Source organism: Roseovarius sp. (genome assembly GCF_965228755.1).
In the GTDB taxonomy this organism is placed as follows: Bacteria; Pseudomonadota; Alphaproteobacteria; order Rhodobacterales; family Rhodobacteraceae; genus Roseovarius.
In genome coordinates this window covers 784,908-808,715 of sequence record NZ_CBDDIG010000013.1, presented here as the reverse complement: position 1 = coordinate 808,715, position 23,808 = coordinate 784,908, and the positions used below count along the sequence as shown (strand labels likewise).

27 protein-coding genes and 1 tRNA gene are annotated in these 23,808 nt (G+C 67.0%); 10 read left to right on the top strand and 18 right to left on the bottom strand.

What is annotated here, in order from left to right; all coding sequences use genetic code 11:
* From ACO07J_RS22255 to ACO07J_RS22245, 3 genes are all read right to left on the bottom strand, one after another.
* Positions 1–2,922 carry a peptidoglycan -binding protein gene (locus ACO07J_RS22255; RefSeq protein WP_422033068.1) on the bottom strand — a complete coding sequence of 974 codons (2,922 nt, stop codon included), beginning with the start codon at positions 2,920–2,922 and terminating at the stop codon, positions 1–3.
* A gap of 3 nt (positions 2,923–2,925) precedes the next feature.
* Positions 2,926–4,164, bottom strand: a complete 1,239-nt coding sequence (locus ACO07J_RS22250) for a biopolymer transporter ExbB (RefSeq protein WP_422033066.1) — start codon at positions 4,162–4,164, stop codon at positions 2,926–2,928.
* A 68-nt stretch (positions 4,165–4,232) separates the two neighbouring features.
* The gene (locus ACO07J_RS22245) at positions 4,233–4,763 is read right to left on the bottom strand and encodes a gamma-glutamylcyclotransferase (RefSeq protein WP_422033064.1); all 531 of its coding nucleotides are present in this window, start codon (positions 4,761–4,763) and stop codon (positions 4,233–4,235) included.
* Positions 4,764–4,833: 70 nt separating this feature from the next.
* On the opposite strand from ACO07J_RS22245, the gene ACO07J_RS22240 reads away from it, so the two are divergent.
* From ACO07J_RS22240 to ACO07J_RS22230, 3 genes are all read left to right on the top strand, one after another.
* Complete coding sequence (locus tag ACO07J_RS22240) at positions 4,834–5,838, top strand: DUF2125 domain-containing protein (protein WP_422033062.1); 1,005 nt, start codon at positions 4,834–4,836, stop codon at positions 5,836–5,838.
* A 57-nt stretch (positions 5,839–5,895) separates the two neighbouring features.
* Complete coding sequence (locus ACO07J_RS22235) at positions 5,896–6,252, top strand: hypothetical protein (RefSeq protein WP_422033060.1); 357 nt, start codon at positions 5,896–5,898, stop codon at positions 6,250–6,252.
* A 73-nt stretch (positions 6,253–6,325) separates the two neighbouring features.
* Complete coding sequence (locus tag ACO07J_RS22230; protein ID WP_422033058.1) at positions 6,326–6,787, top strand: copper chaperone PCu(A)C; 462 nt, start codon at positions 6,326–6,328, stop codon at positions 6,785–6,787.
* Between the two features lie 42 nt (positions 6,788–6,829).
* Here ACO07J_RS22230 and ACO07J_RS22225 read toward each other — a convergent pair whose 3' ends face one another.
* From ACO07J_RS22225 to ACO07J_RS22200, 6 genes are all read right to left on the bottom strand, one after another.
* Positions 6,830–7,402 (bottom strand): extensin family protein, encoded by a 573-nt coding sequence (locus tag ACO07J_RS22225; RefSeq protein ID WP_422033490.1) that lies wholly within the window; start codon positions 7,400–7,402, stop codon positions 6,830–6,832.
* A gap of 38 nt (positions 7,403–7,440) precedes the next feature.
* Positions 7,441–8,358, bottom strand: a complete 918-nt coding sequence (locus tag ACO07J_RS22220; RefSeq protein ID WP_422033056.1) for a prephenate/arogenate dehydrogenase family protein — start codon at positions 8,356–8,358, stop codon at positions 7,441–7,443.
* The gene (gene hisC, locus ACO07J_RS22215) at positions 8,355–9,440 is read right to left on the bottom strand and encodes a histidinol-phosphate transaminase (RefSeq protein ID WP_422033054.1); all 1,086 of its coding nucleotides are present in this window, start codon (positions 9,438–9,440) and stop codon (positions 8,355–8,357) included. The genes ACO07J_RS22220 and hisC overlap by 4 nt, the downstream gene beginning before the upstream one ends.
* 109 nt (positions 9,441–9,549) lie before the next feature.
* A complete protein-coding gene (gene rpsD / locus ACO07J_RS22210) occupies positions 9,550–10,170 on the bottom strand; it encodes a 30S ribosomal protein S4 (RefSeq protein WP_300895007.1) in 621 nt (206 codons plus the stop codon).
* A gap of 251 nt (positions 10,171–10,421) precedes the next feature.
* Positions 10,422–11,486, bottom strand: a complete 1,065-nt coding sequence (locus ACO07J_RS22205; RefSeq protein WP_422033051.1) for a Hint domain-containing protein — start codon at positions 11,484–11,486, stop codon at positions 10,422–10,424.
* 90 nt (positions 11,487–11,576) lie between these two features.
* Positions 11,577–12,494, bottom strand: a complete 918-nt coding sequence (locus ACO07J_RS22200; protein WP_422033049.1) for a lipid A-modifier LpxR family protein — start codon at positions 12,492–12,494, stop codon at positions 11,577–11,579.
* Positions 12,495–12,886: 392 nt separating this feature from the next.
* Between ACO07J_RS22200 and ACO07J_RS22195 the strand changes: the two genes are divergently transcribed.
* On the top strand, positions 12,887–13,108 hold the full coding sequence (locus ACO07J_RS22195) for a hypothetical protein (RefSeq protein ID WP_422033047.1): 222 nt from the start codon (positions 12,887–12,889) through the stop codon (positions 13,106–13,108).
* A 477-nt stretch (positions 13,109–13,585) separates the two neighbouring features.
* Positions 13,586–13,807: a hypothetical protein gene (locus tag ACO07J_RS22190; protein WP_422033045.1), complete on the top strand. Its 222-nt coding sequence runs from the start codon at positions 13,586–13,588 to the stop codon at positions 13,805–13,807.
* A gap of 70 nt (positions 13,808–13,877) precedes the next feature.
* Here ACO07J_RS22190 and ACO07J_RS22185 read toward each other — a convergent pair whose 3' ends face one another.
* The 9 genes from ACO07J_RS22185 to ACO07J_RS22145 form a co-directional block, all read right to left on the bottom strand.
* Complete coding sequence (locus tag ACO07J_RS22185) at positions 13,878–14,462, bottom strand: GNAT family N-acetyltransferase (RefSeq protein ID WP_422033043.1); 585 nt, start codon at positions 14,460–14,462, stop codon at positions 13,878–13,880.
* Positions 14,459–14,854, bottom strand: coding sequence for a ketosteroid isomerase-related protein (locus ACO07J_RS22180; protein ID WP_422033041.1), 396 nt, complete (start codon positions 14,852–14,854; stop codon positions 14,459–14,461). The genes ACO07J_RS22185 and ACO07J_RS22180 overlap by 4 nt, the downstream gene beginning before the upstream one ends.
* Complete coding sequence (locus ACO07J_RS22175; protein ID WP_300896220.1) at positions 14,851–15,312, bottom strand: low molecular weight phosphatase family protein; 462 nt, start codon at positions 15,310–15,312, stop codon at positions 14,851–14,853. Before ACO07J_RS22175 ends, ACO07J_RS22180 begins: the two co-directional genes overlap by 4 nt.
* Before the next feature lie 4 nt (positions 15,313–15,316).
* Positions 15,317–15,796, bottom strand: a complete 480-nt coding sequence (locus ACO07J_RS22170) for a UPF0262 family protein (RefSeq protein WP_300896219.1) — start codon at positions 15,794–15,796, stop codon at positions 15,317–15,319.
* A gap of 340 nt (positions 15,797–16,136) precedes the next feature.
* Positions 16,137–17,441, bottom strand: a complete 1,305-nt coding sequence (gene hisD, locus ACO07J_RS22165) for a histidinol dehydrogenase (RefSeq protein ID WP_422033039.1) — start codon at positions 17,439–17,441, stop codon at positions 16,137–16,139.
* A gap of 44 nt (positions 17,442–17,485) precedes the next feature.
* Positions 17,486–17,971 carry a GNAT family N-acetyltransferase gene (locus ACO07J_RS22160; RefSeq protein WP_422033037.1) on the bottom strand — a complete coding sequence of 162 codons (486 nt, stop codon included), beginning with the start codon at positions 17,969–17,971 and terminating at the stop codon, positions 17,486–17,488.
* A gap of 1 nt (position 17,972) precedes the next feature.
* Positions 17,973–18,443, bottom strand: coding sequence for a DUF2948 family protein (locus ACO07J_RS22155; protein ID WP_422033035.1), 471 nt, complete (start codon positions 18,441–18,443; stop codon positions 17,973–17,975).
* Positions 18,440–19,708, bottom strand: a complete 1,269-nt coding sequence (murA, locus tag ACO07J_RS22150) for a UDP-N-acetylglucosamine 1-carboxyvinyltransferase (RefSeq protein ID WP_422033033.1) — start codon at positions 19,706–19,708, stop codon at positions 18,440–18,442. The genes ACO07J_RS22155 and murA overlap by 4 nt, the downstream gene beginning before the upstream one ends.
* Before the next feature lie 6 nt (positions 19,709–19,714).
* A complete protein-coding gene (locus ACO07J_RS22145) occupies positions 19,715–19,876 on the bottom strand; it encodes a hypothetical protein (RefSeq protein ID WP_422033031.1) in 162 nt (53 codons plus the stop codon).
* 202 nt (positions 19,877–20,078) lie between these two features.
* Here ACO07J_RS22145 and ACO07J_RS22140 point away from each other — a divergent pair.
* The 5 genes from ACO07J_RS22140 (at position 20,079) to ACO07J_RS22120 (ending at position 23,757) form a co-directional block, all read left to right on the top strand.
* Positions 20,079–20,153 (top strand) — tRNA-Thr (locus ACO07J_RS22140).
* A gap of 417 nt (positions 20,154–20,570) precedes the next feature.
* On the top strand, positions 20,571–20,834 hold the full coding sequence (locus tag ACO07J_RS22135) for a hypothetical protein (RefSeq protein ID WP_422033030.1): 264 nt from the start codon (positions 20,571–20,573) through the stop codon (positions 20,832–20,834).
* A 92-nt stretch (positions 20,835–20,926) separates the two neighbouring features.
* A complete protein-coding gene (locus ACO07J_RS22130) occupies positions 20,927–21,781 on the top strand; it encodes a DUF692 domain-containing protein (RefSeq protein WP_422033028.1) in 855 nt (284 codons plus the stop codon).
* 3 nt (positions 21,782–21,784) lie between these two features.
* Positions 21,785–22,585 carry a putative DNA-binding domain-containing protein gene (locus tag ACO07J_RS22125; RefSeq protein ID WP_422033027.1) on the top strand — a complete coding sequence of 267 codons (801 nt, stop codon included), beginning with the start codon at positions 21,785–21,787 and terminating at the stop codon, positions 22,583–22,585.
* Between the two features lie 125 nt (positions 22,586–22,710).
* Positions 22,711–23,757 carry a rod shape-determining protein gene (locus ACO07J_RS22120; RefSeq protein WP_057820969.1) on the top strand — a complete coding sequence of 349 codons (1,047 nt, stop codon included), beginning with the start codon at positions 22,711–22,713 and terminating at the stop codon, positions 23,755–23,757.
* Positions 23,758–23,808 lie beyond the last annotated feature (51 nt).

Below are 23,808 nucleotides of genomic sequence, written 5' to 3'. Positions count from 1 at the left end.
CTATTTCTCGGTAATCTTCAGCTCGATCCGCCGGTTCTGCGCCCGCGCCTCGTCGGTATCGGCGGTGTTCACCGGCTGATACTCCCCGAACCCGTTCGCCGACAGCCGCTCCGGATCCATCCCCAGGTCGTCGATCATGTAGCGCACCACCGACAGCGCCCGCGCCTGGCTCAGGTCCCAGTTATCCTCGAACTGCCGGCTGTTGCGGATCGGCTTGTCATCCGTGTGCCCGTCGACCTGCAAGACCCAGTCGATGCCCTCCGGAATGTCATCGGCCACGCTCCGCAGGATGTCGACCACCTTGGCGATCTCGTCCTTGCCGGCCTCCTCCAGGTCGGCCTCGGCGGGCGCGAACAGCACTTCCGACGAGAACACGAACCGGTCGCCCACGATCCGCACGCCCTCCTGGTCGCCCAGCACCTCGCGCAGCCGGCCAAAGAAATCCGAACGGTACTTCTCGAGGTCCTCGTTCTGCGCCTGCAGGGCGTTGCGCTCCTCCTCCAGCCGCCGGGCCTTCTCCTCTTCCAGCTGCCGGCGCCGCCGCTCCTCGGCGGCGGCCCGGGCCAGCGCCACGTTCAGGTCCTGCCCCAGCGATTCAATCTGCACGTTCGCCGCCGCCTCGCGCGCCTTGGCGTCATCCAGCAACGCCCGCAACTCGCCCAGCTGCTGCCGAAGCGACGCCACCTGCCGGTTCAGCAATTCCTGCTGCTTCTGCGCTTCCGTCGCGAGGTCGGCCTGCTTCTCGCGCGCCGCCTCGGCCTCGGCCAGCTTGCGCCGCGCTTCCTCCAGAAGGATCTGGCGCTCCTCGGCCTTGCTGATCTCGGCCTGCGCATCGCGTTCGGCCGCCAGCTTCGCCGCCAGCGCCTGCGCCAGCTCATCCCGGATATCAGCGACCTCCTCGTCGCTCGCGGCGGCCTGTTTCTCGGCCGCCAGCTTGGCGGCCAGCGCGGCGGCCAGCTGCTTGCGCACGTCCTCCGAGCTCACCGCCTCGGCCTCGGCCGCCTCGTTCGCCGCCAGCACTTCGGCCAGCCGCCGCCGCACCTTCTGCAACGCCTCCTCGGTCCGGTCCAGCCGTGCCTGCAACTCGGCGATCAGGTCGGCATCCTCGACCGCCTCGTTCTCGGCGGCGGTCTTCGCGGCCAGCGCCTCGGCCAGCTTCTCCTCGAGGCTCTTCGCCTCGCCCGCCAGCGTCTCGCGCTCGTCCCGCAACGCCGCCAACCGGGTTTCCAGCCGCGCCAGCCGCTCCTCCAGCTCCGCGCTCGCCGTCCCGGCCTCCGACTGCGCCTCCCGCGCCGCCGCCAGCCGGGTCTCGAGGTCGGCCTTCTCCTGCGCCAGCGCCTCGACCGAGGCCTGCGCCTGCGAGAGCTGCGTTTCCAGCTCCACCTGCCGCGCTTCCAGTTCCTCGCCCGAGGCCTGCGCCTGCGCCAGCTCGGCCCGCAGATCCTCCGTCTCGCCGGCTTCGCCCTGCGACGCCTCCAGCTGCGATTTCAACGCCACCGTCTCGTCCTGCAGGGCCTGTCCTACCGCCCGGGCCTGTGACAGCTGCGAGGCAAGGTCATCCCGTTCCGCCGTCAGCGCCTCCGCCTCGGCCTCGGCCTCGGCCAGCCGGGTTTCCAGCGCACTCACGCCCGCCAGTTCCGCCTCCAGCGCGGCCAGCCGCTCCTCCAGCTCGCCCCGCGTCGAGGCCAGCGCGTCCTGCTGCTCGGCCAGTTCCGCCTGCGCCGTCGCGGCCTCGGCCTGCGCCGCGGCCAGCGCGATCTCGGCCGACGCGATACGCTCCTCCAGCGTCCGGTTCTCCTCGGCCCGCCCCTCCGCAAGGCTCTGCGCCTCGCTCAGCTCGAGCCGCAGCTCCTCCAGCGTCTTGCCCTTGTCCTCGGCATCGGCCAGCGCGGCGGCCAGTTCCGCCTCCATGTCCTCAAGCGTGCTGGCCCGCGCCACCGCGTTGCCCTCGGCCTCCGACACCTGCTCTTCCAGTTCGGCGATCCGGGCATCCTTCTCGTCTATGGCCAGCTGCGCGGTGGTCAACTCCTCGCTGATCTGGTCCTGCGCCAAAAGCGCGGCGGCCAGCTGGATATCGAGGTCCTCCTCGGCATTCTCCGCCGCCGCCAGCAGTGTCAGCGTCTCCTCCGCCCGGCGCCGCTCCTCCTCCAACGCCAGCGTCATCGAGGTCAGCTCGGTCTCGGCATTCTCCAGCTTCTCCTGCAACGCCTCCGCCGCCGCCGCCTCGGCCAGCCGCAGCTTCTCTTCCTCGCTCAGCTCCTCTTCCAGCGACTCGACCTGCCCCGACAGGCTGGCAACCTCCTCCTGCCCCTCGGCATAACGCCGCCGCAAATCGGCGATCAGCGCCTCCAGCGCCTCGCGCCGGGCGGCGGCAAGGCGGGCTTCCTCGGTCTGGGCGTCGATCTCCTCGCGAAGATTGGCCAGCGCTAGGTTCAGCTGCTCCTGCTCCGACAGCAGTTCCTCCTGCCGGTCCTGCAGATCGGCAATGGTGCCGAGGTTGGTCTCACGGTCCGACAACAGGCTCGCCACCTGCTCTTCGAAACTGGTGATGCGCGTCTGCGCGGCGGCCAGCGCCTCGGCCTGCTCGGCCCGTTCCTGCCGCAGGCTGGCGATCAGGGCGGTCTGCTGTTCCTGCTGCTGGCGCGCGTCGGTCAGCGTGCTGGTCAACTCGCCCACCCGCTCGCTCAGCGTCGCGTTCTTGTCCTGCTCCAGCCCCAGCGCCCGGCTCAGCGCCGCCACCTCGGCCGACAGCTCGTCAAGCTTGCTGGCCTGCCCGCTGATCGTTTCGCGCAGCACGAACTGCACGATCATGAAGATCGTCAGCACGAACATCAGCACCAGCAGAAGGCCGGTCATCGCATCCACGAAGCCCGGCCAGATCGAGGATTGAAAACGTTGTCCGGTGCGGCGGGACAGGGCCATGGATCAGCCCTCCCGCTCCGTCTTGCCGGCGTCGGGCCTGACGCGAAGCGCCGCACGGGCCCGCCCGCTCTCGGCATTGCGCAACTGGTTGAAAATCTTGGTCAGCGCGGCAAGATCGGTGCGGATCTCGGTCATCGTTTCCTGCCGCCCGGCGCTGATCTCCTCGAGGATGCGCAGCATCTGCACGTCGATCGACCGCAGCCGCATCCGGCTTTCGGCATCGAGCCCCGTCTCGCCCAGCGACTCGTTGCGCGCCTCCAGCGTGGAAATCAGCCGTTCCTGCCCGTTCGCCACCTGCATCAGCGCGGTGTTGACCGGGTTCGCCTCGCTCATCCTGTGGGTCAGCCGCTCGATCGAATCCGCCAGCACGCCCAGCTTTTCATCCACCATCGCCCGGCTGACATCCGACTGGCTGACCATCTGCTGCATGGCGTCCATCTGCTCGGACATATGCTCGAGAAAGCCGGCCATCGCGCCATGCTCGCCCCCGCCTTCGCCGTCGCCCGTGGCAAAGCCAACCCGGGTGATCGACGACATCCACTCTTCCAGCTCGCGGTAGAACCGGTTCTGCCCATGACCCGCGAACAGCTCCAGCAGGCCCACCACCAGCGACCCCGCCAGCCCCAGCAGCGACGAGGCAAAGGCCACGCCCATCCCGCCAAGTTGCGCCTCGAGCCCGGACATCAGCCGGTTGAACACCTCGACCCCGCCCTCGCCCTCCTGCGGGGCAAGGCTGCGGATCGTGTCGACCACCGCCGGCACGGTCGTGGCAAGGCCATAGAACGTGCCCAGAAGGCCAAGGAAAATCAGCATGTTGACGATATAGCGGGTGATCTCCCGCGCCTCGTCGATCCGCTGCGCGACCGAGTCGAGGATCGACCGCGCCGAGGTCGAGGCGATCTGCATCCGCTTGCCCCGGCGCTGCCGCATCAGCGTCGCCAGCGGCGCCAGCAGCCGCGGCGCGCCGGAGGTGTCGCTGACCTGGTGGTCCCGTGCGTATTCCTCGATCCACCGGACCGAGCTGATCAGCTGGAACACCTGCCAGAAGCACGACACCACGCCGATCACGAAGACGAAAACGATGAACCCGTTGAGGTAGAGGTTCGACTGGAATACCGGCAAGACCCGGGGCAGGGCCACGAAGGCCCCGAACCCGGTCAGCCCGAGCACGATCAGCATCAGCGTGATCTGACGGACTGGCTGTGAAAACTGCGGCTCGACCTCACGGTCCGGCTGGTCCATATGGACGGCTCCCGGCTCTGACGGTTCTTGGCGCCACACTACGATTTATATAGTGTCAAGCCAAGGATTTATCCCACGATCTGGCGCACCCGTTTTGCCAGCCATTCAAGGTCCTCATCCTCCAGCCCGAGCTCTTTCAGGTGGCTCGTCGTGTTATAGAGATACTCGGTATTCGGCCCCCGCCCGCCGACCGCGTGGGCGATCATCTGCGCCTGCTCTTCCAGCGGCATGCCCCCGCAATACTGGTCATGCGCGGGGTCGATCACGTAAGTCACCGCCTCGACCTTGCGACCATCGGTCAGCTCCAGCGACAAAACCTTCTCCAGGTAGGCCGACGAGATCAGCTCCCGCTCGCGCAGGTACTCCAGCACTTGCGTCTCTTCCGGCTCGTTCACCTTCAGGGCCACGCCCGTGCAATGCGCCCCCTCGGCCTCGTCCAGCGCCAGCACCAGCCCCGGCTTTGCCACGGTGCCGCGATGGTGGATGCTGCGCATGCAGAAACTGCGGTGATAGCCGGGCAACATGGCGATCACCTCCTCGCGCGGCTTGAAGCCGGGGTTCCACAGCAGCGAGCCGTAGCCGAATACCCACATCGTCATTTTGCCTGTTCCTCGCTCTTTCGAGGCCTTAAACACCATCGAAAGTCCCTATGAAAGAGGCGCCGGGCAGATGCGTATTTTGTTGACCCTGATCCTGATCGCGGCGGCGGCATGGTCGGGGTACTGGTATATCGGCAAGACCGGCGTGACCGAAGGCTTCTCGGCCTGGCTCGAGGCCCGGCGCGCCGAGGGATGGGCGGCCGAAACCGGCACGCTTGAAACGAAGGGCTTCCCCAACCGCTTCGACACCACCTTCACCGACATCACCCTCGCCGACCCCGATACCGGCCTCGCCTGGCAAGCGCCGATGTTCCAGATCCTCGCGCTCAGCTACAAGCCCAACCACGTCATCGCCGTCTGGCCCGATGAACAGATGGTCGCCACCCCGCAGGAAAAATACGACCTGGAAAGCAGCGACATGCGCGCCAGCGTCGTCGTCGGCGCCGACCTGTCCCTGCCGCTGGAACGCACCACGCTCACGGCAGAGGAACTGGTCGTCACCCCCCGCTCCGCCGATCAGCCGACCCGGGCAAAGGCGGTGCGCGTCGCCGCCGAGCGTGTGGCCGCCCACCCCTCGACCTACCGGCTGGGGCTCGCCGCCGACGGCCTGTCGCCGGCGCTGGAATGGCGCGTGCGGCTCGACCCGGCGGGCAAGCTGCCGGAACGGTTCGACGCGTTCGAGGCCGACGTCACCGTCGAATTCGACAAGCCGTGGGACCGCTCGGCCATCGAAGAGGCCCGCCCCCAGCCCCGCAGCATCGACATCCGCCTCGCCAAGGCCCGCTGGGGCCGGCTGGAGCTTCAGGCGGCCGGCGAGGTGACGGTCGACGACCAGGGCTTCCCGGTGGGCGAGGTCACGGTCAAGGCCCGCAACTGGCGCGATATCCTCAAGATGGCCGTGGATTCCGGCGCGCTCCCCGATGCCATTGCCGGCACGCTGGAAGACGGGCTTGGCCTGATCTCGCAGATGGCCGGCAACCCCAAGACGCTCGACATTCCCCTGAACTTCAAGAACGGCAAGGTCCGCCTCGGCCCGGTGCCGCTGGGCGACGCGCCGCTCCTCCGCCTCAGATAGCCGCAGGCGGCGGATTGCCCTTGCCCGCCCGCGCGGAACGGGATTAGTCCTTCCGCCATGACCGGCTGGATCGCCAGAACCCTCGTCGCGCTGATCGTGGCGCTCGGCCTCCTCGCACCGCAGGGCGCGGGGGTCGCGGCGGCACTCGGCCTGACCTTTGACCGCGCCATGGTGATCTGCACCGGCGACGGGCTGCGCACCCTGCGCTTCGACGCCGACGGCAACCCGGTCGAGGTCTCGGACAGCCCCGACACCTGCGCGCTGGTCCACGCCGCCGATACGGCCACCCCGATCGAACCGGTCCCGGCCACGCATCCGCTGATCCCGGCGCCCGCCAGGGTGGCGGCCCGCCCCGCGCAAACCCTGCCATCCGCCCATTCTCCGTCCCTGCCCAGGGCCCCTCCGGCGGCCTGACGCCCGAGACCAGCCCGACGCGAACACCGGCCGCCAACATCCCGCGGCCATCAGACAATACGGAGAACCTCCAATGAAAACCCTACTCGCAACCACCCTCGCCCTCGCCCTGCCCGGCCTTGCCGCGGCCCACGACTACATGCTGGGCGACCTTCAGATCATTCACCCCAGGGTCTTCGCCACCGCCGCCACGGCAAAAACCGGCGGCGGCTATGTCACCATCGCCAATGACGGCGAAACCGACGACGCCCTGATCGGCGTGCGCGGCGACTTCCCGAAGGTCGAGGTGCACGAATCCTACGAGGAAGACGGCGTCGCCCGCATGCGCCATATCGACAAGCTCGCGATCCCCGCCGACGACGTGGTCGAACTCGCACCGGGCGGCTATCACGTGATGTTCATGGGGCTCAGCGACCCGTTCGAGGTCGGCGACGAGATCCCGCTCACCCTGATCTTCGAAAAGGCCGGTGAAATCGACATCGTCTTCAAGGTCGAGGAACGAAGCGGCGACGACCACGGCTCGCATTCCGAATAGTGCCCTGCGCCGCGGCTCCCCGGGGGCCGCGGCCAACCCGCCTCAGCGGCAGTAGGCGCCCGACCGGTAATTCGCCGTATCGAAATGGAAATGGTCCTGGTGGAAACGATCCGATTCCGGCCCCAGCACCGTGCCGAACGGCCCGCAGGCCGACTTGTGAAGCCGCCGCAGGATGCGCCCCTTGCGGCCATTGTCCCAGTCCCGCAGAACCGAGATTTCGCTGCCGTCCTTCAGGCGGAAGGCCGAAATGTCGATCGCCCGCCCCTTGCCGTGCTCCGAAACCTTGGCGCCCGCCTTGTGGTTGCGCGTCCGGCAGACGTAATGCGCGGCCACCTGCAGCTCCTGCACGCCACCGCCCATGATGCCGACGATCTGGTCCATGTCACGCTGGACCCAGGCGTTCAGCACCCGGGCGGTATTGCATTCCATCACCGCCGGCTGGCTCAGCAATACCCCGCCGACACGAGTGACCTCGACGGCGTTCTCGATGCCGCAGATGGCGCTGTTGCCGTCCACTTCGCCCACGATCCTGCCCTTGATCGCCGGCTGCCCACAGACCGAGCCGTGCCTTGAAACCTGATCGTCGTCACGCCCGCCAAGCGCGCCGCATCCCATCAAAATCAATGGGATAACCCAAATGAAACGCATATGTCTCAGCCTCTTTTCACCCGTCCGAAGTCTGGTGCATCGGTATCCTGCCCGGCCTCGATGATACCACGCCGAATTGCGCGGGTGCGAGTGAAATAGTCGAAAAGATGATCGCCGTCACCCGTCCGAATGGCCCGCTGAAGGGCGAACAGCTCCTCGGTGAACCGCCCGAGAATCTCCAGCGTCGCCTCCTTGTTGTGCAGGAAGACGTCGCGCCACATCGTCGGGTCGCTGGCGGCGATCCGGGTGAAATCGCGGAAACCGGCGGCCGAATAGCGGATCACCTCGCTGTCGGTCACCCGCCGCAGGTCATCGGCCACGCCGACCATCGTGTAGGCAATCAGGTGCGGCGCATGGGAGGTCACGGCCAGCACCAGGTCATGATGCTCGGCATCCATCTCCTCGGTCTTGGCGCCCATCCCCTGCCAGAACCGCTCCAGCCTTTCGACCGCCTCGCGGTCGCTGCCCTCGACCGGCACGATCAGCGTGAAGCGGTTCTCGAACAGCTCGGCAAAGCCCGAACGCGGGCCCGAATGTTCGGTCCCGGCCAGCGGATGCGCCGGCACGAAATGCACGCCCTCGGGCAGGTGCGGCGCCACCGCCTCGATCACGTCCTTCTTGACGGATCCCACGTCGCTCACCGTCACGCCGGGTTTCAGCACCGGCGCGATCTCCTCGGCCACCGGGCCCATCGCGCCCACCGGCACGCACAGCACCACGAGGTCGGCCCCCTCGACGGCCTCGGCCGCGCTGTCGCAAACCCGGTCGCACAGCCCGATCTCGCGCGCCACGTCGCGCGTCCCGGCCGAGCGGGCATAGCCCGTCACCTCTCCGGCCAGCCCGCCACGCTTGATGGCCCAGAACATCGACGACGCGATCAGCCCCAGCCCGATCAGCGCCACCCGGTCATAGACCCGGCTCATCGCGCCCCCTCCTTGAACTGGCCGATGGCATGGGCCACCCGCCGGCAGGACGGCTCGTCGCCCACGGTGATCCGCAGGCAATGCGGCAGGTTGTAGCCCGCCACCCGCCGCACGATCAGCCCCTCGGACTTGAGGTAGTCGTCACAGGCCTCGGCCTCTTCCCGGCTGGCGAAGCGGGCGAGGATGAAATTCGCGGTCGAGGTGTCCGACGGCACCCCCTTCTCGGCCAGCGCCTCGGCCAGCCACGCCCGCAGGCGGGTGTTGTCGGCCCGGCATTTCGCGGCCCACTCGGTGTCGCGCACGGCGGCCTCGGCGGTGACCAGCGCGGCGGTCGACAGGTTGAACGGCCCGCGAATGCGGTTCAGCACGTCGATCACATGCGCCGGGCCATAGCCCCAGCCCACGCGCAACCCGCCCAGCCCGTACAGCTTCGAGAAGGTCCGCGTCATCACCACGTTGTCGCGCATGTCCACCAGCGCGGCGCCGCCATCGTAATGCTCGACATACTCGGCATAGGCCCCGTCCACCACCAGAAGCACCTGCTTCGGCAACCTGTCGGCCAGCCGGGCCAGCTCGGCCTCGCCGATCATCGTGCCGGTGGGGTTGTTGGGGTTGGCGATGAACACCAGCTTGGTCTGCCTGGTACAGGCGGCCAGGATCGCGTCGACATCCGTTACCCGCTCGCGCTCGGGCACCTCCACGGGCGTGGCGCCGTTGGCCAGCGCGCTGATCTTGTAGATCGCAAAGCCGTGCTCGGTATGGATCACCTCGTCGCCGGGGCCGGCATAGGCCTGGCACAACAGGCTCAGGATCTCGTCGCTGCCCACGCCGCAGATCACCCGGTCGGCATCCAGCCCGTGCACCTCGCCGATCGCCTCCCGCAGCCTCTCGTGTCCGGTCGAGGGATAGCGGTGCAGGTCGAACCCGGCCTTGCGGAACGCCTCCTTCGCGGCCTCGCTGGGCCCGAACGGGTTCTCGTTCGAGCTGAGCTTGACCACGTTCTCGACCCCGTCGACCTTCGACGCCCCGCCCACGTAGGGCGAGATATCCATGATCCCCGGCTGCGGCTTGATTTTCGTCATGACCTTGCTCCTTCCCGGCCTTGTATCGGCGGGAATTCGCCTTGGCCAGAACAAACAAAAAGGCCGCGGCGGTCCCCCGTCGCGGCCCTTTGGCTGTTGCAGAAACGCCTTAGTTCTGCGCGTAGAATTCGATGACGAGGTTCGGTTCCATCATCACCGGGTAGGGCACGTCGCCCAGGCCCGGCGTCCGCACGAACTTGGCAGTCATCTTGGTGTGGTCGGCCTCGATGTAATCGGGCACGTCACGCTCGGCCAGTTGCACGGCTTCCAGCAGGACGGCCAGCTGCTTCGACCGGTTGCGCACCTCGATCACATCACCTTCCTTCACGCGGTAGGAGGGGATGTTGACCTTCTGGCCGTTCACGCGCACGTGGCCGTGGTTCACGAACTGGCGGGCGGCGAACATGGTCGGCACGAATTTCGCGCGGTAGACAACGGCGTCAAGCCGGCGTTCGAGCAGGCCGATCAGATTCTCGCCGGTGTCGCCGCGCACACGCTCGGCCTCGGCATAGATGCGGCGGAACTGCTTCTCGGTCAGGTCGCCGTAATAGCCCTTCAGCTTCTGCTTGGCACGCAGCTGCAGGCCGAAGTCGGACATCTTGCCCTTGCGGCGCTGGCCGTGCTGGCCGGGGCCGAACTCGCGGCGGTTGACGGGGGATTTCGGGCGACCCCAGATGTTTTCGCCCATCCGGCGGTCGATCTTGTACTTGGCAGACGTGCGTTTGGTCACGGCTGATCTCCTTCGTTCATGGTTTCGAAGGGCGTTGTCCTCTCCCCGGATTTGGCCGGGGTGACAGGGATCCCCTCGCGGGGGCCACCAACACCAATGAAAGCGCGCTTATACAGCCACGCGGGACAGTGTCAACCGCGGAAAACACGGCAACCCCTCCCGCCCTTCTTCTGGCCGGAAATATCCCGGGGGGAGCGTTGAAATCTCCTGATTTCAACGCGGGGGGCAGCGCCCCCACTTAACCCCGCCCGTCAAGCCGCCTCGTGCATCAGGATCGCCGCCTCCGAGGTGTTCAAGTTCCGCCGCGCGAACCCGCCATAGGCCCTCGGCTCGTGCTCCAGCCCCGGATCGATCGCCAGCAGCCGGGCCCTGTCGCCCGGATCCAGCGTCGACAGCGCGGCCGAGGCCGGGTGAAAGCTCTCCGTCTCCACCCCGTTCGCCCACAGAACCTGGTGGCGGGGCAGCAGCAGGTGGATATAGGTCACCTCCCGCACGCTCCGATCCACCGTGATCGAGCCGTCGTTCACGAGGTCCTTGGCCGAAACCAGAACCTCGGGCGTGTTGAACAGCGCCCGCGCCACGGCGCCTTTCACCAGCATCCGGTGCTCGGGCGAGACCAGCAGCTCCTGGTCTGGCCGCTGCATCCCCAGCCCCCCGGTCCGGATCCGCACCGGCCGCAACTGCGGCATGGCGAACAGCCGCGCCCCGGTCATCCGGCGGCTGCCGATCCACTGCACCGGCTGGGCGCCGTTATCCTTGGTCTGCACGTAATCGCCCTCGCGGAACGCCTCGACGAGCCGCGGCCCCTCTGGCGTCTCGATCCGCGTGCCGGGGGTGAAACAGATCACCCCGCCCGTCTCCGGCCCCGTGGGGTTCTGCCCCAGCCGGTCGAGCGAGTGATGCACCACCCACAGCTCGCGCCGCTTGGGCGGAATGTCATCCACGAACATCACCAGCGGCGGCGATCCATGCCCCACCGGCACCACCGTCACGTTGTAGGCTTTCAGCCCGTCCGTCACCACGAAGCCTGTATCGGCCAGCGGCCCGGCATCCTCCACCTCGTCGATGTTCCGCGTATCCGTCCTGGCCGCTGACACCAGCCGCCGGACAAGCTTGGCCGCGCAGCGGCGGCTTGTCCCGTCTCCGTTTGCCCCTTCCAGCCGCAGCACACCGCTTGGCCCGTCAATCCGCACGATCTCGCCCTGCCACGACCACGTCGCGCCAACGGCGAGGGATTCGATTGGAGCGGCGGTCAAACCGTCCACTTCCGTCTGCGACCAGGAAATGACAAACGCGCCCCGAAAGCCCGTTTCCATCACCTGTCGTCCTGCCTCAGTCTCTTTTTTTATTGTGCAAAGCGTACCAAATGCGAATCACCTTGGAAACCCTTCACAAAGAACGTTTTTTCAGAATTTGATCCGTAGCTGCACGGAACCCACAACCTGTTCTTCCCGCTGGGTGCCGAATTCCTTGTCCAGCCAGGTGAGCCCGTAGAACACGCTGCTGCCCGCCCGACTGCGCCAATGCAGGCCGGCCCGCGCCCGGTTGCGCGTCTCGTTCAGCTGCACCGGGCCGCTCGACGGGATGAACTCGCTCGTGTGCACATAGGCCGTGTCCGCCCCCACCATCAGCGACAACCCGCTATAGGGCGCCTCCTGGATCACGCTGTAGCGGTGGCCCGTGACCGGCGCCCGCACCAGCAGGCCGCCCTGCCCGAACTGCCCCAGCGTGAAATCGGCCCCCGCCCGTACCAGCGTCTCGACCCCGGCGCGCGCCTCGACGAAGGGGCGCAGCCGCGTCCGCTGGCCCAGCTGGAACTCCCGCCCCGCCTCGAACACCACCGCCGGGTCGACATCGTTGCTGACCTGCGCCGCCTTCGTCGCGGGCGAGGCATCGCGCCCGCCCAGCACGTCGTGCAGCGCCTCCTGCACATGGTCGAGCTGCGTCATAGGGCCGGTCAGCACCAGCTCCCCGCCGATCGCGTACTCGATGGCGTTGCGCTGGAAATGCGTGTGCAGCCCGAAGGACAGCGCCTGCGCATAAACCCGGTCCAGCGGCGCCGGCGTGGCCAGGTTCTCCGGCCCCATCACCTCGGCATTGACGCGCAGTTCCCACACCTGGCCCAGCCCGTAATCCCCCTGCCCGGTCCAGCCCGGCGCCCAGACATGGCTCGACGCCACCGACCCGGTGCGCCAGCGGTCACGGCCATCGCCCAGCGAGTCGTTGGTGACCAGCATGCCGAAACTGTAGGGCCCGCGCTCCTGCGCCATGGCCGGGATGGAAAGGGAAAAAATCACGCAAAGCGCGGCAAGAAGGCGTGTCATGAGTGCCGTATTCCTCAAATTCGCCCCCCGGCATGGCGGTGATAGCAAATCCCGCCCGCGCAGCGCCAGCCCGGGACGCGCTGTCGGGGATCAGGCTTTGGCGATTGCGGCGAAAGGGCCACAGGCAATGCTGCGCCAGCTTGCGTTTGTGGCCCGGGCGACCGCGACTCGCTCCGAAATTGGCAGGCATCGAAACGCCCGGACCGGGCTTGCATCGGGGTTCGGGGGTCAAATCTGATAAATTGATTCTTTGAATTTCAATGGCTTACGCGAATCCCATCTTGGAAGCCCATTAAGTGTCTTTACAACACTTATTGTTAGTGTCATAACTACACCATCGAAACACGGCGATCACGCCACACACAAAACACCACACCGAAAGGACCAACACAATGTTCAAGAAACTCATCACCGCCGCCCTCTTCGCCACCGTCGCAGCCACCGCAAACGCCTCCATCTCCGACAGCTTCGACATCGACACCTCATCCCTCGCCGCCCCGGCCGCCTCGCAAACCGTCGCCGAAACCGAAAGCTTCGACACCGCCTATTACTGCGAATGGGTCACCGTCTACGACTACTACGGCAACTGGGTCACCCTGTGGCAGTGCTACTGATCCCACGCCCCTGAACCTCCCTCCCCTCCCTGAGCAACTGGCCCGCCAAACGGCGGGCCTTTTTTCGTTCAGGGGGGGCGCGGCGGCTGCAGCCCGGATCTGCAAGCCGCCCCGGCTGCACCTGGCGCCTCGATCGCCAGGACAAGGTTTCCGATCACGCCGCCTGCTCCGACCGCCCGTCGCGGATCGGTCACGTGGCGCACTCCGAAGGATTGCCCAGCCCAGGCACCGCAACGCACGACATCCCCCGACGACCCGGCGGCCCACAGGGGCGATGATTCCCCGGAAAGCCCAGCCTCGCGATACCACGGCAAATAAATTCAAACTTTGAATCGTTCATTTTCAATGACTTGCGCGAAAATCAAGCGCACAGCCCATTAAGTGTCTTTACAACACTTATTGTTGGTGTCATAACTACACCATCGAAACACGGCAATCACGCCAAACACACAACACCACACCAAAAGGACCAACACAATGTTCAAGAAACTCATCACCGCCGCCGCCTTCACCCTCCTCGCCGCAAACGCCCAGGCCTCGATCTCCGACAGCTTCGACATCGACACCTCCTCCCTCGCCGCCCCCGCCGCCGGCCAGTCGGTCACCGAGGACGCCGCCTTCGACACCGCCTATTACTGCGAGTGGATCACGGTCTACGACTACTACGGCAACTGGGTCACCGTCTGGCAGTGCTACTGAGCCAAACCCCACCCCGAACCAAAAAGGCCCGCCATCACGGCGGGCCTTTCTGCATGTCGGAGGGCGCCTCTCAAAGCCGGCGCATCCAGAACTGCAGGGGATGGGCCGTCTCCTCCTCCCCATCCAGATCCTTCCAGCGGAACTCGGCCACGGCGCCCTCGACCTTCTCGTAGCCGCGCTTGCGCCAGAACCCGTCGAGCGGGCGATACCCGGCAGGCCTCAGCGGATGATCCTCCGGCCGCACCACCCCGCAGAACGCGCAATATGTCCGCCCCAGCGCCCGCGCATGCGCCTCGCGCGCGTCGAAGAACCGGTGCCCCAGCCCGTGCCCGCGATACTCGGGCAACAGCAGGCTTTCGGCGCAGTAGAAGATATCCGTAAGCGGAATGCCCTGCCCAGCAAAGGCCGCCCCGAAATCCTCGGCGTGATCCTCCATCGGCGTGCCGGTCGAGGCGCCGACCAGCCGCTCGCCATCGAACGCCCCCACAAGGATCGCATCCGCGCTCTCGCGATAGGTCTGAAGATACTCCGCCTCGTATTTTGCATCGCCGTCATAAAGATACGGCCACGCCCGGAACACCTCGATCCGCAGGCGCGCGACATCCTCCAGCGCCTCGGCCAGCGCCAGACCCGTCAGCCGCTCGACACGGATCACCGTGTCACCTGGCGCGTCCAGTCGGCGAGGTTGTAATAGGTCACGACCCGGGTGATCAGCCCGTCCTGCAACGAAAAGAACGACCCGGCGGGCAGGCGATAGCTCTGCCCCTCGGCCTCCGGCAGCCCCTCGTCGGTCTGCAGGTAGGTGCCGTTCACCACGTACTCGGCCGCGGCCCGCGTGCCCTTCTCGGCCTCGAAGATCACCATGTCGGTCAGTTCCTCGCGGTAACACCGGCTCATGTGGTCGCAGAAGGCACGGAACTTGTCCTTGCCCACGCGCACCTGCCCCTCGTTGACGTGATGCGCCACGTCATCACTCAAACAAGCCAGCATCGCGGCGGTGTCGCCGTTGTTGAACGCATCGAAATAGGCTTTGACGGTCTCGTTCATAATCCAATCCCCGGGTCGCCCCATCTGTCCTTGAGGTGCTTGATGATCTGGTCGCGTGTCTGGCGATAGGCGTTCAGCTTGGCCTCCCGCGTTTCGCCAAGGCCGGTCGGGTCCATGATCGGCCAGTAGACCACGTCGAGGTGAAACAGCCGCGTCAGGTCCAGCGCCTTGCGCTGGCTGGCGGGGCTGAGCGCGACGATCAGGTCGAACGACGACAGGTCGTCGCCCCATTGCTCCATCTCGTCGAAACTTCTGGTGCGGTGGCGGTCAAGCTCGACTCCCAGCTCGCGGCAGACGGCGATGGCGAAGCCGTCGATATCCATGTCGCCCTTGACGCCCGCCGACTGCACGTAGGTGTCGGTGCCGTAGAGCTTCTTCATCACGCCCTCGGCCATCGGCGAGCGCACGGCATTGTGGTCGCAGCAGAAGAGCACCGACTGGGGAAGCTCCTGCGCCACGGCGTCAGCCCCCGAAATGCAATACGCAGATCAGCGTGAAGAGGCGTCGCGCGGTGTCGCTGTCGACATCGGCCTTGCCCTCCAGACGTTCCTCGAGCACCCGGGCGCCCTCGTTGTGGATGCCGCGGCGGGCCATGTCGATGGTCTCGATCTGGCCGGGCGGCAGGTTCTTGACCGCGTCGAAATAGCTCTCGCAGATCGACCAGTAATCCTTGACCACCTGCCGGAAAGGGCTGAGCGACAGGTGGAACTCCGCCGCCGGCTCGTTCTCCTCGGTGCGGATGTCGAAGACCAGCCGTTTCTCGCGGATCGACAGCCCCACCCGATACGGCCCCTCGGGCACGACCCGGTCATCCCTCTTGGGCAGGGTGAACGAGTTCTCCTCGATCAGGTCGAACATGGCGACCTTGCGCTCCTGTTCGATCTCCGGCGTGGGCGGCGGCAGGTTCGCGTCGTCCAGCTCGATGTGGCAGATGCGGCTCATCATGACTGTCTTTCCGTCTGTTCGCGTGGCCTTGCCTAGCCCAGCGCGCCGGGACGGGCAATGCGGCCAAGCGACCGGACGCAGCGTTTTTGCGGCGCTGTGGCGGAATCGAGGCCGACGACGTGGAGAAGCGGCTTGCCACCCGCCCGGAATCAAGCCGCGCCTTGGCGCGGCGCCGGGCAAGCGCCGGCCCGTCCACACGGGCAGGCGCTTCTGAGAGGTCGCGCGACGTATCGGTCAAGGATGTATTCGGAACCATAAAGCGGCAGCCAGGATCGTTGCAGCGCCTCCCCACGGGCCGGCGCTCGCCCGGCGGATAATCCTCCGCGAAAGGGAATTTCTACCCCTCGTTCAACCTGTCCAGCCGCGCCCGAACGCTCAATCCGTGCGCTTCCAGGCTCTCGGCAATCGCCAGCCGCTCCGCCGCCGGCCCGATGGCCTTCAGCGCCTCGGGCGTCATCTTCGCCAGCGTCGTCCGCTTGAGGAAATCCATCACCGACAGCCCGGACGAAAACCGTGCCGACCGCGCCGTCGGCAGCACGTGGTTCGGCCCGCCCACGTAATCGCCGATCGCCTCGGGCGTCCAGGCGCCGAGGAAAATCGCCCCGGCATGGCGGATCCTGCCCGACAGCCCCTCCGGGTCGGCCACGCACAGCTCCAGGTGCTCGGGCGCGATCCGGTCCGCCAGCGTCGCGGCCATCTCCATGTCCGGCACCACGATCACCGCGCCGAAATCGCGCCAGCTCGCCCCTGCAATCTCGCGCCGCTCCAGCGTCTCCAGCCACTTTTCGACCGCGGCCTTCACCTTCTCGCCAAACCCCGCATCGTCGGTGATCAATATCGCCTGCGCGCTCTCGTCATGCTCGGCCTGGCTCAGCATGTCCACGGCGATCCAGTCCGGATCATTATCCGCATCGGCAATGACCAAAATCTCAGACGGCCCCGCGATCATGTCGATCCCGACCCGCCCGAAAACCCGCCGCTTGGCCGCCGCCACATAGGCATTGCCCGGCCCGGTGATCTTGTCCACCGGCGCGATGCTCTCGGTGCCATAGGCCAGCGCGGCAATCGCCTGCGCCCCACCCACGCGATAGATCTCGTCCACCCCGGCGATCCGCGCCGCCAGCAGCACCAGCGGATTGGCCACCCCATCGGGCGTCGGCACGGTGATCGCCAGCCGCTCCACCCCGGCCACCTTGGCGGGAATGGCGTTCATCAAGACGGAAGACGGGTACGACGCCAGCCCCCCGGGCACATACAGCCCCGCCGCCGATACCGGCGTCCAGCGCCAGCCCAGCGTCGCGCCCTCCGGGTCGGTCCAGCTTTCGTCCTTGGGCATCTGCCGCGCATGGTAACCGCGAATACGGCCCGCCGCATGCTCCAGCGCCGCGCGGTCCTCGGCCGACACCTGCGCCACCAGCGCGTCGACCTCGGCGGTGGTGAACCGCAGCCGGTCGGGCGACAGCTCCATCCGGTCGAACTTCGCCGTCAGATCGATCAGCGCCTGATCGCCCCGGTCCCGCACATCGGCGATGATCGCGGCCACGGCATCGTCCACATCCTGCGCCTCTTCGCGCTTGGCGCCCAGCAGGGCGGCGAAAGCCTCCTCGAAACCGGCATCGTTGGCGTTCAGAAAATGGGGCATGGCAGATCCTTTCGCGGAACCCTTAAACGGCCCCCGCCGGGGGCTCAAGGGCCGCCGCCCAGTACCTTCCGCATCGGCTGGCCGCGGGTGCGGAAACAGTCCACCTCCGGCCCGTCATTGCGCCAGCCATGGCGCAGGTAGAACCCATGCGCCGTCTTGGTGCTGACAAGCGTCGCCTCGGCATGGCCCGCCTCGGCCAATTCGGCCTCCAGAACCTCCAGGAGCGCGGCGCTGTGGCCCTTTCCGCGATGCCCAGGCGCCACGTAGAGCAGCAGCACCTCGCCCCCGCCCGACACCGTCCCCGAAATCGCGCCCACGGCGGCGATCTCGCCACCTTCCACAGCCACCCGCACCCCGTGCGCGCCCTCAAGCCAGACGGCCACCTGTTCGGGAGTCTTGTTGGCGGTCCAGGCCTCGATGGCGGCGGCGTCACCCTCGTGATCGGGCGCACACAGCTCCCGGATCGAGGCGATCAGCACGGCGCTGATCTCCGCCGCGTCCTCGGGCCGTGCGGCCCGCACGCGTGCCATGTCAGTCCCCGTGATCCGGCGCCCGGCCCGAAGGCGCCTTGTAGGGCCGCGTCACGTCCTTCAGCGTCACCTCCAGCGCCTCCACCGCCAGCCGGATCGCCCCGTCGCCCGCCAGCGTCAGCAGCACGTGGCCGGTGCCGTCCTCGCCCGGCTCGAACTCGACCGTCAGCACCGACAGGATCGTGTCCTTGTCGCCCCGGTCGATCCCCTGGCTCGAAACCTTCAGAACATGATCCACCGCCAGAACCGACCGCACCCGCTCGGCCCCGTGCCGCTCGCGGCCGGCATCTTCCCACCGGAACCGGTTCAGCAGAAGGGCAAACCGCCGCTCGCGCGGACGCCAGGCCATCTCGGTCACCGGGAACACGGCATCCTGCACCAGCGACGACAGAACCTGCAAATCCTCGAGATCGAAGGCCCCGAGGTTCAGCGGCGCCTCGCGCCCGTCCTCGAATCTCGCGTCATCGCTCACGAGCCCTTCACCCTCTCGATATGCGCGCCCACGTTGCCCAGCTTCTGCTCGACACTCTCGTAGCCGCGATCCAGGTGATAGACCCGGTTGACCAGCGTCTCGCCCTCGGCCGCCAGCCCGGCAAGGATCAGCGAAACCGACGCCCGCAGATCGGTCGCCATCACCGGCGCGCCCTTCATCCGCTCGACCCCGGTCACCGTGGCGGTGCCGCCCTGCACGTCGATCCTCGCGCCCATCCGCATCAGCTCGGGCGCGTGCATGAAACGGTTCTCGAAGATCTTCTCCTCCAGCACACTCGTCCCCTCGGCAATGCACATCAGCGCCATCATCTGCGCCTGCAAATCGGTCGGGAAACCGGGGAACGGCTCGGTCGTGACATCCACCGCCTTCACCCGCCCGTTGCCGCGCGACACCTTGATGCCGCGCTCGGTCTCCTCGACGGAGATGCCGGCCTCGTCCAGCTTCTCGCTGAACGCCGCGACCAGCTCCAGCCGGCCGCCAAGACACTCCACCGCGCCGCCGCACATGGCCGGCGCCAGCATGTAGGTGCCCAGCTCGATCCGGTCGGGCACCACCGGGTGCGTCGCCCCGTTCAGCCGGTCGACCCCCTCGATGGTGATCTCCCGCGTGCCCTCGCCCTCGATCTGCGCGCCCATCTTGCGCAGGCAGCGGGCCAGGTCGGCAATCTCCGGCTCCCGCGCGGCGTTCTTCAGAACCGTCGTGCCCTTGGCCAGCGTCGCGGCCAGCAGCGCGTTCTCCGTGGCCCCCACCGACACCATCGGAAACTCCACCACGCCGCCTTTCAGCCCGCCCTTGGCGCTGGCGTGAACATAGCCGTCCTTCAGCTCCAGCTCCGCGCCCATCGCCTCCAGCGCCTTGAGATGCAGGTCGACCGGCCGCGCCCCGATGGCGCAACCGCCCGGCAGCGACACCACCGCATGCCCGTCCCGCGCCAGCAGGGGCCCGAGCACCAGGATCGAGGCGCGCATCTTCCGCACGATGTCGTAATCGGCCACGTGGCTTTTCAGGGCATGGCTCGACATGGTCAGAACCTTGCCCTCCTGCATGCTCATCACCTCGGCGCCGAGGCTCTGCAGCAACAGGCTCATCGTGCGGATATCCGACAGCCGCGGCGCATTGGTCAGCGTCAACGGCTCCTCGCTCAAAAGCGTCGCCGGCATCAGCGTCAGACAGGCATTCTTGGCCCCGGCGATCGGGATATCCCCGTTCAGCTGGCCATTGCCCCTTACCAGTATCGAATCCATCGGTTCCTATCCCTCGTCCTTGTCTGCCTCGTCCGCCCCTGCGGCATCTTTCCGGCCCCGCATCTGCGCCTTGCGCCGCGCCATGTTGGCCTTCAGCGCGGCCTTCAGCCGGTCTTCCCGGCTGTCCTTTCCGGCGGGGCGTGCCTTGTCGGGGGTCTTTTTCGTCATCGTGCCGTCCTAGTCTGTTCCGCTTTGTACCCGAGAAATCAAGCCGGCGAAACCGGAAGCCAGCCATATAATGCGGTCCGGCGCCCCGTGAAATCCCGCCCCGGCGGTTTTTCCCGGCATTGCGGCAAACCGGTACGAAAACCCGGCCAGATAGCCCTTGCGCGGGGCCGCGGAACGGTCTAAGAGGCCCGCCATCGACGAGGCTGCTGTAGCTCAGTGGTAGAGCGCACCCTTGGTAAGGGTGAGGTCGGGAGTTCAATCCTCCCCAGCAGCACCAGCCCCTCCCGAACAGCGCCGGACTGCCCCGCAGCCTTCATCCGACGAGATGCGTCCGACAGGGGCACCCTGTGCCGAAATGACCTCGGTGCGGAGATGGCAATCACCGCTCTCCCCGGTTTCGAAGCCGCGCATTGACGGGCCGTGGCGCGGCGAACCGACACTCGCGATGGGCAGTTTATGCCCGCCAAGCACTTCCATCATTCGAGCGTGCCACTCCAACTGCCAAATCGCCGTGCCGTCGGGGCGGCCCGTCGATGCGCGGCGGACTAAAGCCCTTTATTCCGCGCAGTTACAGCCGGATACGTCCGCAACCTCACCACCTTACGCCACGTAACGATAAGTTTAGTTGCCCGTTACAAACCTTCCGCCCGATGGTCGGTTTGCGATCCATCGTACAAAGAAGAGGAGCTAAACGATGAAACACACCAGCAAATCCGGCGCCGCCATCGCATCCGCCGCCTTCGCGCTTGCCCTGTCCGGCCCCGCCGCGCTTGCCCCCACGGCCGCCGCCGCCGACGAGGCCAAGATCCACTGCATGGGCGTCAACAGCTGCAAGGGCACCAGCGACTGCGCCACCGCCAGCAATTCCTGCGCCGGCCAGAACAGCTGCAAGGGCGAGGGCTTCCTGTCGATGACCAAGGCCGAGTGCGACGAGGCCGGCGGCACCGTCGAAAGCTGATCCGTCACAGGGCATTTCCACCGGGCCTCTTCCACTGCGGACAGGGGCCCGGTTTGCCGTTACACTGCCCGCACCACGACAGGAGGAGCATGATGGTCGACCGCCCCCCGTTCCTTGGCTTCGGCCTCGGCCTCAGGCCCCAGCATTACGCCGAGATCCTCGACGCCGACACGCCCCCGCCCGTCGACTGGTTCGAGATCATCTCGGAAAATTACATGGAGGCCGGCGGCCGCCCCCGCCACATGCTCGACCGCGTCAGGGAACGCTACCCGCTGGTGATGCACGGCGTGTCGATGTCCATCGCCTCGACCTCTCCGCTCGACCGGGCCTACCTGGACCGCCTCAAGGCGCTCGCCGATCACGTCCAGCCGAAATGGATCTCCGACCACCTCTGCTGGACAGGCGTGCACGGCATCAACCTGCATGACCTGATGCCCGTCGCCTACACCGAGGAGGCGCTGAACCACATCGCCGCCCGCATCGCCCGCGTGCAGGACCATCTCGGCCGCCGCATCGCCATCGAGAACGTCTCCTCCTACATCGAGTTCGCCGAATCCGAGATGACCGAGTGGGAATTCGTCGGCGAGCTCGCCCGCCGCGCCGATTGCTGGCTGCTGCTCGACGTGAACAACGTCTTCGTCTCGGGGCAGAACCACCGCTTCGACGGCGCCGAGTTCATCGAGGCGATCCCGACGGACCGCGTCGTGCAATTCCACCTCGCCGGCCACAGCGAGGGCAACGACTGCCTGATCGACACTCATGACCAGCCGGTCTGCGACGAGGTGTTCGAGCTCTACCGCCGCGCCATCGGCCATTTCGGCCCCGTCTCCACCATGATCGAGCGCGACGACAACATCCCGCCCCTGTCCGAGCTTCTGGCCGAACTCGCCCACGCCCGGCAGATCGCCTGCGAAACCCTCGCCCCCGATCAGTTGAAAGTCGCCTGAACCATGGCCCGCACCCTCGCGGAATTGCAGGACGCGCTGCAGAACGACGTGCTCAACCGCCAGTCGACCTCCCTCGACAGCCTCTCCGTACCCGAAGGCACCACCGCCGAAAGCCGCCTCGCCGTCTATCAGAACGCCTACGAGACCCGCCTCCTGAACATCCTCTCCGAGGATTACGACACGCTCTGGAGCTTCATGGGCGACACGGCCTTCCGCGACCTCGCGCAATCCTACCTCCGCGCCCACCCCTCGACCTCGCGCAACGCCCGCTGGGTCGGCCACGCCCTGCCCGATTATCTCGCCGCACAGCCCATCGCCGCCCAGATCCCCGCCCTGCCCGAGATCGCCCGCCTCGAACGCGCCATCCGCGATGCCTTCGACGCGCCCGACGCGCCCGTTGCCACCCCCGAAGACCTCGCCACCATCGCCGACCACCCGGAACAGACAGTCTTCACCCTCCACCCCTCGCTCACCCTCCTGCCGATGCGTACCAACGCCTACGACATCTTCCGCGCGCTCCGCGCCGGAACCACCCCGCCGCCCCCGGCCAGCGGCCAGGACCTGCGGTGGATCGTCGCGTGGCGCCGCGACCTGAACAGCCATCACGCGGAATTGACCGACGGCGAAGGCCCCCTGCTCGACCTCGCCCGACAGGGCCACAGCTTCGCCCACCTGTGCGAGGCCGCCGCCATGCTGGGCGCGCCCGACACCACCGCCGCGCGCATGGCGGCCCATCTTCGCGGCTGGCTCGAAAACGGCATGATCTCCGCCATGGGCCGCGCCACGGCCCGCGATCCGGCATAATAACGCTCACCCCTTTGAAAACTGCCCCTTTCACCCGTGCCACACGCACTCTATAACTCACTCGGCTTCCGGGCTCGCGACTCGGTGGCCTGTGTATAAATTGGGCGATGGATCAGCAGGCGCAGATGTCAATCTTCAGTAATATCCCCGGGCTTTTCTCGTCGGACATGGCGATCGACCTCGGGACTGCGAACACGCTGGTCTACGTCAAGGGTCGCGGCGTCATCCTGTCCGAACCCTCGGTGGTGGCCTACCACGTCAAGGACGGGGTCAAGAAAGTGCTCGCCGTCGGTGAAGACGCCAAGCTCATGCTGGGCCGCACCCCCGGCAGCATCGAGGCGATCCGCCCGATGCGCGAAGGCGTGATCGCCGATTTCGACACCGCCGAGGCGATGATCAAGCACTTCATCCGCAAGGTGCACAAGCGCTCGACCTTCTCGAAACCCAAGATCATCGTCTGCGTCCCGCACGGCGCCACCCCGGTGGAAAAACGCGCGATTCGCCAGTCGGTGCTGTCCGCAGGCGCCCGCCGCGCCGGGCTCGTGGCCGAACCCATCGCCGCGGCCATCGGCGCGGGCATGCCCATCACCGACCCGACCGGCAACATGGTCGTCGATATCGGCGGCGGCACCACCGAGGTGGCCGTTCTCTCGCTGGGCGACATCGTCTATGCCCGCTCGATCCGCGTCGGCGGCGACCGGATGGACGAGGCGATCATCAACTACCTGCGCCGCCAGCTGAACCTGCTGGTGGGCGAGTCGACGGCCGAGCGCATCAAGACCTCGATCGGCACCGCCCGGATGCCCGATGACGGGCGCGGCACCTCGATGCAGATCCGCGGCCGCGACCTGCTGAACGGCGTACCCAAGGAAACCGAGATCACACAGGCCCAGGTGGCCGAGGCGCTGGCCGAACCCGTCCAGGCGATCTGCGAGGCGGTGATGACCGCGCTCGAAACCACCCCGCCCGACCTCGCCGCCGACATTGTCGACCGCGGCGTCATGCTCACCGGCGGCGGCGCGCTGCTGGGCGACCTCGACCTCGCCCTGCGCGAACAGACCGGCCTTGCCGTTTCCATCGCCGATGACAGCCTCAATTGCGTGGCCCTCGGCACCGGCAAGGCGTTGGAGTTTGAAAAACAGCTCCGACACGCGATAGACTACGACAGCTAAGGCGATCTGCGCTATCCTCGCCCGGAACGACCGGCGCGGACCGCCGCGAAC

Excerpts from the sequence above, each read along its gene's own strand:
- ACO07J_RS22255 (WP_422033068.1), bottom strand. The coding sequence starts at position 2,922 with ATGGCCCTGTCCCGCCGCACCGGACAACGTTTTCAATCCTCGATCTGG.
- ACO07J_RS22250 (WP_422033066.1), bottom strand. The coding sequence starts at position 4,164 with ATGGACCAGCCGGACCGTGAGGTCGAGCCGCAGTTTTCACAGCCAGTC.
- ACO07J_RS22245 (WP_422033064.1), bottom strand. The coding sequence starts at position 4,763 with ATGACGATGTGGGTATTCGGCTACGGCTCGCTGCTGTGGAACCCCGGC.
- ACO07J_RS22240 (WP_422033062.1), top strand. The coding sequence starts at position 4,834 with ATGCGTATTTTGTTGACCCTGATCCTGATCGCGGCGGCGGCATGGTCG.
- ACO07J_RS22235 (WP_422033060.1), top strand. The coding sequence starts at position 5,896 with ATGACCGGCTGGATCGCCAGAACCCTCGTCGCGCTGATCGTGGCGCTC.
- ACO07J_RS22230 (WP_422033058.1), top strand. The coding sequence starts at position 6,326 with ATGAAAACCCTACTCGCAACCACCCTCGCCCTCGCCCTGCCCGGCCTT.
- ACO07J_RS22225 (WP_422033490.1), bottom strand. The coding sequence starts at position 7,402 with ATGGGATGCGGCGCGCTTGGCGGGCGTGACGACGATCAGGTTTCAAGG.
- ACO07J_RS22220 (WP_422033056.1), bottom strand. The coding sequence starts at position 8,358 with ATGAGCCGGGTCTATGACCGGGTGGCGCTGATCGGGCTGGGGCTGATC.
- hisC (WP_422033054.1), bottom strand. The coding sequence starts at position 9,440 with ATGACGAAAATCAAGCCGCAGCCGGGGATCATGGATATCTCGCCCTAC.
- ACO07J_RS22205 (WP_422033051.1), bottom strand. The coding sequence starts at position 11,486 with ATGGAAACGGGCTTTCGGGGCGCGTTTGTCATTTCCTGGTCGCAGACG.
- ACO07J_RS22200 (WP_422033049.1), bottom strand. The coding sequence starts at position 12,494 with ATGACACGCCTTCTTGCCGCGCTTTGCGTGATTTTTTCCCTTTCCATC.
- ACO07J_RS22195 (WP_422033047.1), top strand. The coding sequence starts at position 12,887 with ATGTTCAAGAAACTCATCACCGCCGCCCTCTTCGCCACCGTCGCAGCC.
- ACO07J_RS22190 (WP_422033045.1), top strand. The coding sequence starts at position 13,586 with ATGTTCAAGAAACTCATCACCGCCGCCGCCTTCACCCTCCTCGCCGCA.
- ACO07J_RS22180 (WP_422033041.1), bottom strand. The coding sequence starts at position 14,854 with ATGAACGAGACCGTCAAAGCCTATTTCGATGCGTTCAACAACGGCGAC.
- ACO07J_RS22170 (WP_300896219.1), bottom strand. The coding sequence starts at position 15,796 with ATGAGCCGCATCTGCCACATCGAGCTGGACGACGCGAACCTGCCGCCG.
- hisD (WP_422033039.1), bottom strand. The coding sequence starts at position 17,441 with ATGCCCCATTTTCTGAACGCCAACGATGCCGGTTTCGAGGAGGCTTTC.
- ACO07J_RS22160 (WP_422033037.1), bottom strand. The coding sequence starts at position 17,971 with ATGGCACGCGTGCGGGCCGCACGGCCCGAGGACGCGGCGGAGATCAGC.
- murA (WP_422033033.1), bottom strand. The coding sequence starts at position 19,708 with ATGGATTCGATACTGGTAAGGGGCAATGGCCAGCTGAACGGGGATATC.
- ACO07J_RS22145 (WP_422033031.1), bottom strand. The coding sequence starts at position 19,876 with ATGACGAAAAAGACCCCCGACAAGGCACGCCCCGCCGGAAAGGACAGC.
- ACO07J_RS22135 (WP_422033030.1), top strand. The coding sequence starts at position 20,571 with ATGAAACACACCAGCAAATCCGGCGCCGCCATCGCATCCGCCGCCTTC.
- ACO07J_RS22130 (WP_422033028.1), top strand. The coding sequence starts at position 20,927 with ATGGTCGACCGCCCCCCGTTCCTTGGCTTCGGCCTCGGCCTCAGGCCC.
- ACO07J_RS22125 (WP_422033027.1), top strand. The coding sequence starts at position 21,785 with ATGGCCCGCACCCTCGCGGAATTGCAGGACGCGCTGCAGAACGACGTG.
- ACO07J_RS22120 (WP_057820969.1), top strand. The coding sequence starts at position 22,711 with ATGTCAATCTTCAGTAATATCCCCGGGCTTTTCTCGTCGGACATGGCG.